4 protein-coding genes and 1 pseudogene are annotated in these 7824 nt (G+C 58.4%); all 5 read right to left on the bottom strand.

Annotated features, from left to right (window positions below; genetic code table 11):
* Positions 1-71, bottom strand: a pseudogene (locus A7D16_RS24535) (transposase); the annotation flags it as partial.
* 244 nt (positions 72-315) lie between these two features.
* Entirely contained in the window at positions 316-804 is a 489-nt protein-coding gene (locus A7D16_RS18490) for a TspO/MBR family protein (RefSeq protein WP_374053772.1), read from the bottom strand.
* Between the two features lie 112 nt (positions 805-916).
* Positions 917-1162, bottom strand: coding sequence for a hemagglutinin repeat-containing protein (locus A7D16_RS24500; protein WP_082925870.1), 246 nt, complete (start codon positions 1160-1162; stop codon positions 917-919).
* A gap of 96 nt (positions 1163-1258) precedes the next feature.
* On the bottom strand, positions 1259-1765 hold the full coding sequence (locus A7D16_RS23290; protein ID WP_153043192.1) for a hypothetical protein: 507 nt from the start codon (positions 1763-1765) through the stop codon (positions 1259-1261).
* Positions 1762-7824 (bottom strand): hemagglutinin repeat-containing protein (locus A7D16_RS23565; RefSeq protein WP_409350106.1); only part of this gene is annotated, 6063 nt, incomplete at its 5' end. The genes A7D16_RS23565 and A7D16_RS23290, both read right to left, overlap by 4 nt.

The raw sequence follows: 7824 nt of genomic DNA, 5'->3' as shown, positions 1-7824 counted from the left end.
TTGATCGCCACGCCGCTTTCGGCCTCACGCAGAAAGCCGATGACCTGCTCGTCAGTAAAACGCTTCTTCACGTCCAATCTCCTTCGGGTAGGGAATTGGACTCCAAACTGCGGCGCTACTCAAAATCGGGGGGACGTCGGCTGTACGGGCGCCAATGACGCTGCTGCTTTGAAACCTGTGAAATCACAGGGTAAAGCTGACCCGTTAATTGCACCTGACCCCGTTCTTTAGTATTCGGCTGATTCCGCCTAGCGGCCGCGCACCCATCTCGCGCCGAACGCAGAAGTGCATCGGCCACTTTGATCCATGCAGGCCTTAGCAAAGCACCTGAGGATTGAGCTGCCACACCGAATAGTTCAACGCCGCCGCAAAACTTACCCATAGCAGATATGGAACCAACAACCACGCAGCAACCCGCTGCCACTTGGCGAACGCTACGATCGTCAGCACCAACGCCACCCACAGCGCCACGATATCGACAAACGCCCAGGCGCCCATGTGCCAGGCAAAGAACAACCAGCTCCACAACCCATTCAACCCCAACTGCAGCACGAACAGACTCAGCGCCCCACGCGTACTGTTCCACCCACCGCGCCGCCAGACCGACCACGCCGACACCGCCATCATTCCGTACAACGCGGTCCATACCGGCCCGAACAGCCACCCCGGCGGCGCCCAGGCCGGCTGCTGCAACTCGGCGTAGAAGCTCGCCGCCTTGATCGACGCCATCGCTCCCAGGGCCGCCACCAGATAGCAGAGCATCAGCGAACCCAGCAGTCTAAGCCACTGTGATTTCTTCGTCATCGACATCTCCATACAGACCTAGCGAATGAGAGCATGCTATTCCGGCATCCGAATGTCGGGCACGCTGCCACATAGCCTGTCCAGGCAATGCAAACAGAACGCACACCTATGATCATGGATGGATCAACTTTACGGGGAGTCGACACTGGCGATCGCGCCGCCGATCAGGTTTACGTTGCCGGCAGTGACGTGGTAACCGCCGTTGCCCGCAAACAAGCCGGATGGTCAGGTCGCCACCGATCTGCGCATCGATCCGGTCGCCTTTGACCACCGCACCGCGCAAGGTGGTGTCACCCTCTGACTTGAGTACGATGTTCTGGCCAGCCAGCTGTGTGTTCTGCCATGTGCTACCGTCCACGTTCGATTTGTAGCTACCCGTGCTCGCTTACACACAAGCATAAACGCTGGTTTGCGCATGCTTACGCTGACCTAAATCGTCGATTTTTAGATTTATCTAGTAAAGCCAAAAAGGCAATTCATCAGGACCAAGCCTATCATAGTCTGTATTCGGCCTTTTTTTATCCAAAATAAAATTTGGCATATTAACCGTTACAATTTTTACTGGTTGATATACTTCAAAATCTTCAAAAAAAGACAAGGCGGAATTTTTTGCATCAAAAAAAAGATCAAAATATTTAGAAAAAACTACATCAAGGTGCTTCTCTCTAAAATTCAGCCCACTTCCTGAAATTTCCAACTTTGAAAAAGCTTCTTTAGGTATGGATTTTACACTTATTTTAGATAAAATAAGTCTAGCATCTGACATTAGATCTACAGAACTATCCAAATCCTCTTTTTTAACATAGCGCTTGTAAAGGCGATCACTCAAAAGTGACCATTCCCTATTAGGATGCCTATTAAAAACAAAAGCATTAAGCGCATCGAAAAAAAACACACCATCGGTTGCCGGACCTAATTCATATACCGTATGCCCCCCATCATAGCCAATTATATTTTTCATTGCTTAAACCTAATGTCAGTTGGACTAATTATACCATTGGATTTTTTTACAATGGCTTTGATGACTGAATTTTTCTGAGCATTTGTCACATTTTGCCCTCTGACATCAATAACAATTAGCTGTTGCATTCCGCTAGGCAAGTCTTTGGATCGCTGCAGTGCCTGCCCGGATACACTTGAAACTAATTTACTCCTATTTGTGGCAATGTTGTAATTTTTAACTTCAACACTACATGTATTCCCTACACACCAGTCAGGACGAACACTATCGGCAGTTCCATACGGAACCTCTACACCATTCTTGAAACTAACTTGGGCACGTGCACCAGTGCCGAGGTCTTGACCGACATCTGCCTCAGACTGTTGGGGGGTAGGCCTACCTACTGGCGGTGCACCCGAGGCTTCTTTCGATTTGGAGCCGCCAGAAGCAACTATTGGCGCATGATTTGGCGTAGCCGGCGTTTCGGTGGACGGATCTTTGAGAGTTCGTGTAGTCCGAGGCCCGAAGACTTCAACTGCACCTACCATATCAAAAACACTATTGCCGAATCGGTTCGCCGCTGCAACCTGTTCGGGAGTGCCCCCAAATTTAGCCGTCAAACTACCGGGTGAGCCAAAGATTCCTAAAATCGCCGTGTCTAGCCTATTACTATCTTCAAGAGACATCCCGCCAATTAAATTATTAGCCTTCCAGCCCTGCCAGTCTGTCTCTGTCAAGAGCTGGAAGTTGTTATTGTAAACTGACGCTAGGCCGGGGGAGGCCTTTGATCCGGACTGCATGACGCCTTGTGCGAGAATGGCGTCATATTCTTTCGTGCCAGGCTTTAGATTCAATAGCTGTGATTGCTGCTCTGGAGTCAACGCACTGAAATACCGATCCTTCATCTCGCGGCTTTGCGCAAGACTCATATCGTCCCATTTTTCTTCGATCTTCTCCCGACACTGCTCGCTGCCACACGCTTGCAGTTCGCGTGCTTTCTCCTCGCGTTGTGGATGGCTGAGATAGTTGTTCTCCACCGAATTCTTCGCAATATTTGACGCAACCGCTGCCTCGGCTAGGCTGCCACCTGTCATACCTCCAGCGATTGCGCCAATCGCTTGTGATAAGGATACGAGCAACTGCTTATCGGCCTCCGGCAACAGGTTCGGATTAAATTTCCCGTCTGGTCCGATCGCGCGCGGATCGTCGCCGTAAAGTGCTTGCGTCAAATACTTCGCACCCAGCTCACCGCCAGCGCCTGCCAGCGCGCCGCCTGTCAGAGACGAGCCGTTCACTTCCGCTAGCACCGCGCCGAGGACCGCGTGCGACAGCCCTTGCAGCACAGCGTTGGGATCGCTGCCATGATTCTGGTCGAAGGTCTTGCCGATCAACTGTGCCGCATAGGGTGCCAATGCGTTGCTCGCGATTTGGCCGGCACCTTGGCCGGCCACGCTGCCGACCAACGCCGTCGTCACCGCCTGCAACGCTCGGCTGTAGTTGCCGCCGACGCCCCATTGCTGTTTGGCCTCATACGCCGCGCTGTATTCCGGGTTGCTCTGCGCCAATACGTCCCGGCGTTGGTCGGCTGTCAATTTGGCAAAATTGTCCTTGCCCTCCTGGCTTAGGCCGTCCTTGTACTGCTTTTCGATGGCATCAGTTTTGCTTTCTGCTGACGCAGCAATGTCATCGCCAATCTGCTTGCCAGTTGCCATGACCGTGCCGGTCGCCGCCGCCATCGCCTGCTGCTCACCCAGGATCTTGCGCACGTCCGGCAAGTTGGCAACAGCTTCATGCGCGGCAGTTGCATCAGTGTTGATGCCGGTTGCTGCTGCCGTGGTGGTCTTGCCGCCAATCTTGATAGTGCCTTCGGTCAACGTGGCGCGGGTATAGCTCGTGTCGCTGCCGCTTTCGCTCATCGGCACGCCCGGCATGAAGCTCTGGGTATTGGCCTTGCCGTAGTTGCCATTGGCGATGTTGCTGCCGATGTCTCTGGACTGCTCGCCAGCAGTGCGCTCGATCGGGTTGCCGTTGGCATCGGTTTGGTTGCCGGTACTCCCGAATCCACCACTGATACTGCCTGAGGCGGCGCTATAGTCCATCTGGTTTTTCAGATCGGTGAACGTCAGCGAGTCGGCGCTCAGTTCGCTGGCGCCGGCATTGGTGCTGGCGATGGCGCCGCCGATCAGGTTTACGTTGCCGGCGGTGACGTGATACCCACCGTTGCCTGCGAACAGGCCCGACTGTTCGACCACACCTAGATAATTGCCATTGGCCTTGGCGCCGCTTGCGTAGCCGCTGGCATCCCAAGCGGTACCCGCCGAGATCTGTACGCGCCCACCGACGCTGCTTTCCTTGGATTGGATGTCCAGCTTGTCTTGCAGCGATTCGATGGTGAGATCGCCACCGACCTGTGCATCGATCCGGTCGCCCTTGACCACCGCACCACGTAGTGTGGTGTCGCCCTCAGAGTTGAGGACGATGTTCTGGCCCGCCAGTTGGGTGTTCTGCCAGGTGCTGCCATCCACGTTCGACTTGTGGCTACCGGCGCTGGCTTGCACATACGCATAGACACCGGTCTGTGCGCCCACCGAGGCACCCACACCCACTTCGAAGCCGGCATTGCTGCCCTTGCTCTGCTCGGTGTTGCTGGAGTTGCCGGCTTCCAGCACCAGATCGCGTGCCGAATCCAGGCTCAGCGTGTCGCCGGCCTTGAGGTTGCCCTGCACGATGTGCAGGTCGCCTTCGGTGGTTTTCAGGCTAACGTTGCCACCGCCTGTGATGGTGGAGCCTTGCGAGAGTTGGCTGGCGCTGTTGAAGCTGCTCTCGTTGGTGGCAAAGCCGACGCCGGCTTCCACGCTGAGCAGCGAGCCACTTTGCACAGCCTTCGCTGTTTGATACGCATTGGCGGCTGCCGCCATCCCCTGCATCGCACCCAAGCGTCCATCGGACTTGCGCGCATCGTCCACGTTGTTGATCAAATCGATCAGCGGGGACTTGATGCGCGCGAACGCGCCGATCTTCAGATCATCGTCCTGCTGCGAGGCCGAGCTGCTGGTGTTGGCGGTCAGCAGCTGGATCGAGGCAGCGGTGATGTCCACATCCTTGGCAGCAACCACATTGCTAGCCGACTGCGTGTACGTGCCGACAGCGGTCAGGCTGACATTGCCGCCCAGGCTGCCGACGTTGCTGGCCACCTGCGCCACCTGTGCGTTGTCGTCGGTGTGGTTCTTCTTGTTGTAACCGGCAAAGCGCTCGGTGTCGGAGATGACCACCGTGCCGACGCCCTTGCTGGTGGACTGGTTGGCATTGCCCAGGAGGTCCTGACCACTCTGGATGGTCAGGTCGCCCGCCGCGCGCATGCTCACATTGCCCTGCGCCGCGATGTTGCTCGCGGTCAGGGTGATGTCGCCCTGCGTGGTGGTCAGGCTGGCGTTGCCGCCCACCGACAACTGGGTGCCGGTGATGGTATCGGTCTGGCCGTTGCCGGTGCCTTGCTGGTTGTAGTTGCCGTACGGCAAGCCGGCGGCATTGTTGAAGCCCCAGCCCTTGCCGTTGCTGGCGTTGCCGCTGGACTGGGTGCTGTGCGCAACGTCGAACACGATGTCCTTGCTGGCCAGCAACAACGCGTTGCCTTCGGCCGACAGTTGCGTGCCCTGGCTGGTGATCGAGCCGTCGCTGGCGAGCAGCGTGAGATTGCCGCCGGCCGCCAGCTGGCTGACGCGCGCATCGCTGGTGCTTTGGTTCTGCGACGCGTTGGAGCGATGGCTGCTGGCCTGGATGACCACCGGGGTGATCGCGGCCATCGTACCGGCCGCGGCGCCTTCGGCATCGCGGCTGATCTTGCTCATGGTCGAGCCGGTATCGACCATGTTCTTGGTGGTGGAATCGCGTGCGCTGCGGTACGACGCGCCCGGGTCGTAGGTCACGCCCACCGAGAAGCCGCTCGATTTACTGGATTGACTGGCTTGGTTATCTACTGTGTCCTGTCGTGCCAACAACGCGATGTCCTTAGCCGCCAGGGTCAGGTCCTTGCCCGCACCGATATCCGAGGCGGCGATGGTCAGCTGGTTGCCTGCGCTGATCACCAGATTGCCCTCGGTCGAGCCAACCGAAGAGGCGACCTGGGTGACCGATTCGGTCGTATTTTCGCTATTGCTACGCGCCTTGCTGTAACCAATGCTGGCCACGCCGCCGCCGATACCGCCAGTCAGGCCGGAGCGCTTCTGGCTGAAACTATGCGCTTCGCTGCTGGTGTCCTGCGCAGACTCGATGGTGACGTTGTTGCCCGCTGCCAGGCGCACATCGCCGGTGGCGAGTACGGTCGAACCCACTACGGCCACATCATTGCCAGCCGAGATATTGACGGACCCGCCACTCAACGCTGTGCCGATGGCAAGCGTGTCGTGCCACTCGTCATGCGTGGTGGTCGTCTTGCTGGAGAACGTGCCCTTCTTCTTCTTGGTCATATCCTGCACGGCGTCGTGCTGTTCGCTTGCAGCGAGCAGGTTGACGTCGTTGCCGGCGGCCAGGGTGATGCCGCCTTCCTTGGTGACGGCCGATGCGGCGGTCAGGGTGATGTCGTTACCGGCCTGCATGGCCAGGTTGCCGCCGGCACTGAACTCGGTGCCGTGGACGGTTTCGTCGCTGGTGCTGGTGGTCTGCTTGAAGCGCTTGCGCGTCTCCAGCGTGTTGCTGGTATCCACCGTGGTCAGCGTGCTGGCGTTGATGTCGTTGCCGGCGCTGATCCCCAGACCCTTGCCGGCATCCAGCTTGGCCGCGACCAGATTGACGTCGTTGCCGGCGCTGAGGATCAGGTTGCCGCCAGCCGTGAGCGCCTGCTGATCGATGGTCTGCGTGGTCGTGGTGGTGCTGACACGGGTCTTGCCGTTGCGGGTCTTGTAGCTGTTGGTCTCGCTGTCGTTGAGCACGGATTCGACATTGAGATTGTTGCCGGCTGCGGCAATCAGATCGCCACCGGCCTTCACCTCGGCCTGGCGGATGGTCAGGTCGTTGCCTGCGGTCAGCTGCAGGCTGTCGCCGGTGCTGATGTTGGTGCGCGTGGCGACCTTGCCGTCCAGGCCGGTGGTGGGAGTCAGCGAGAGGTTGTTACCTGCCTGCAGTGCAGCGCTGCCGCCCGCTGCGATGGTCACCCCATGCAGCTGCAGGTCATTGCCTGCGGAGACGATCAGATCCTTGCCGGTGGTGATCGAGACAGCATCGCCACCGCGCAGCAAGCCGTTGTCGTTGCGCAACGCGCTGGGCGTGAGGCTCAGATTATTGCCTGCAATCAGCGCTGCACTGCCACCGGCCTGCACGCGGGTGCCGGTCAGCGTCATATCGTTGCCAGCCATCAGTTGCAGGGTGTTGCTGGCGGTGATGCCCGACAGGATGCCGACGCCGTTGATGGCCTTGGACGCTTCGCTGACCAGGTTGTTGCCAGCCACCAGCGCCACATCGCGGCCCTGAATCTGGCCTTGATTGAGCAGGTCGTTACGCGCTTCCAGCGCCACGCTGCCGGTACCGCTGATGCGGCCCTGGTTGAGCAGGTTACCGGCGGTGATGCTGACGTCAGCGCCGGCGATCACGCCTTGGTTGCTGATGGCGTTGGTGGCGTTAAGCTCGACGTTGCCGCCGGCGATCAAGGCGCCATTGCCACGCAACTGCAGCGAGTTGGATGCCAGATACACGACCGGTACCAGCACCTTCTGACCCTGGTAGTCCTGCTCCACCATCCACACGATGTCCTGCGTGAGCGCAGCCGCCTGCGCGGCGGTGAGGCCGACGCCCATACTCAATTGCAACTGGCCTGCAGCAGCCACGCCGGACTCCAGCAAGGCGCGGTACTGCGCTACGCCATCGGCGTAGTTGCCCAGGTAGCGACGACCGGTGAGCTGGGTGATCTGGTCCAGTACCAGGCGCTGTTCGTAGAAGCCATCGCCCAGGCGGGTCTGGTTCCACTCCGGATCCACGCCCAGCTTGTCCAGCAGGAAATCGCTGCTGATGAAGTTGTCGTAGTTGACGAAGCGCGGGTCGGTCTCGATCAGGTAACGACGGCCCGGGCCAGTGCTGCGCCAGGCATT

The sequence above is a fragment of the Xanthomonas nasturtii genome (assembly GCF_001660815.1).
Taxonomy (GTDB): Bacteria; Pseudomonadota; Gammaproteobacteria; order Xanthomonadales; family Xanthomonadaceae; genus Xanthomonas; species Xanthomonas nasturtii.
The sequence above is the reverse complement of the archived record's forward strand: the minus strand, read 5'-3'. Positions and strand labels throughout refer to the sequence as shown.